A 1767-nucleotide genomic window follows, 5' to 3' on the forward strand; every position below is an offset into this window, starting at 1 on the left:
CCCAGCACCACGTACTTTAGCGACGTCAGCCCCGCCACGCCCACCGGCCCGCGAGCGTGGAACTTGTCGGTGCTGATGCCGATCTCGGCCCCCAGCCCGTACTCGAAGCCGTCGGCAAAACGCGTGCTGGTGTTGACCATCACGCTGCTGGAGTCCACTTCGCGCAGGAAGCGCTGGGCGTGGTTCCAGTCGGTGGTCAGGATGGCATCGGTGTGATGGCTGGAGTAGCGGTTGATCCAGGCGATCGCCTCCTCCACTCCGTCCACGATCTTGATGCTGATGATGGGCGCCAGGTACTCGGCGGACCAGTCGTCTTCGGTGGCGTCGAGCACGCGCGCGCCGGGCAGCACCGCCAGGATGGCCTTGGACTCGGGGCAGCAACGCATCTCCACCCCCTTGGCGGCAAAGATGGCGCCCATGCGCGGCAGAAACGCCATCGCCACGCCGCGCGCCACCAGCAGGCTTTCGGTGGCGTTGCAGGGGCTGTACTTTTGCGTCTTGGCGTTGTCGGTGACGCGCAGTGCCAGTTCGATGTCGCACGGGTCGTCCACGTAGGTGTGGCAGTTGCCGTCCAGGTGTTTGATCACCGGCACCTTGGCTTCGCGGCTGATGCGCTCGATCAGCCCCTTGCCGCCGCGCGGGATGATGACGTCGACGTACTCGGGCATGGCGATCAAGCGGCCGACGGCTTCGCGGTCGGTGGTGGGTACGAGTTGCACCGCCTCGGGCGGCAGACCGGCTTCGGCCAGGCTGTCCTGCACCAGGCGAGCCAGCGCCCGGTTGGACTCGATGGCCTCGGAACCGCCGCGCAGAATGCAGGCGTTGCCGCTCTTGATCGACAGCGACGCCGCCTCGATGGTGACATTGGGGCGGCTCTCGTAGATCATGCCAAAGACGCCAATGGGCACGCGCATCTGGCCGACCCGGATGCCGCTGGGCTGCTGCGTCAGGCCGACGATCTCGCCGATGATGTCGGGCATGGCGGCCAGCTGCTCGCAGCCCTGGGCGCAGGTCTCGATGACCTTGGGGGTGAGCTTGAGGCGGTCGAGCATGGGCTCGCTCAGGCCGGCCACGCGCGCGCGCTCCAGATCGGCCGCGTTGGCCGCCTGTAGCGGCTCCACATGGACGCGCAAGCGCGCCGCCAGCGCGCGCAGCGCGGCATTTTTCTGCGCGGCGCTGGCACGCGCCATGGCCGCGCTGGCCATGCGGGCCTGGCGGCCCAGAGTGGTCATCAGGTCGGCAACGTTGCCGGTCAAAGGGTCGGCGGCGTTCATGGACCGCAATTGTCGCACCGGGCGCGTCGAGCCGTTGCACGCGCGTCCGCGCCACGGACGCGGGCGCCGGACCAGTGGCCGCGCGTCACGCGCTGGCTGCCGGTGCGCGGCTGCAGTCGTTGTTTTCGCGCACCAGGCGCTGCAGCAGGCTCATGAACAGCTCGCGCTCCGCCGGTGCCAGCGGCGCCAGGATGCGCGCTTGCGCGCGCTGCATGGCCGGCACCACAGCCGCCAGCGTCGCCTGCCCCTGCGGGGTCAGGGTCAGGCGACGCACACGGCGGTCCTGGGCGCCGGGCTGCCGCTGCAGCTAGCCGCGGGCCTGTAAACGCTCCACCACGCCCGCCGTAGTGGAGGTGTCCTGCGCAATGCGGCTGGCCAGCGTGCGCTGGTCGATCCCCGGCTCGTTGGCCACGGTCTGCAGTGCCGCGTATTGCACCGGCGTGATGCCCAACGGTGCTGTCTCGTGCAGAAAGATGCCGACCGCGATCTGATG

General features: G+C 69.3%; 3 protein-coding genes. All 3 read right to left on the minus strand.

Annotated features, from left to right (window positions below; translation table 11 throughout):
• Positions 1-1232: glutamate-5-semialdehyde dehydrogenase (locus V7Z54_RS09925; RefSeq protein ID WP_443082473.1), on the minus strand; the 1232-nt coding region annotated here is incomplete at its 3' end.
• 127 nt (positions 1233-1359) lie between these two features.
• The gene (locus V7Z54_RS09930) at positions 1360-1548 is read right to left on the minus strand and encodes a hypothetical protein (protein ID WP_334136261.1); all 189 of its coding nucleotides are present in this window, start codon (positions 1546-1548) and stop codon (positions 1360-1362) included.
• A 33-nt stretch (positions 1549-1581) separates the two neighbouring features.
• The coding region (locus V7Z54_RS09935) for a MarR family transcriptional regulator (RefSeq protein ID WP_334136262.1) at positions 1582-1767 on the minus strand (186 nt) is incomplete at its 5' end.

Origin of the sequence: Tepidimonas sp. (assembly GCF_036824975.1) — a bacterium.
In the GTDB taxonomy this organism is placed as follows: Bacteria; Pseudomonadota; Gammaproteobacteria; order Burkholderiales; family Burkholderiaceae_C; genus Tepidimonas.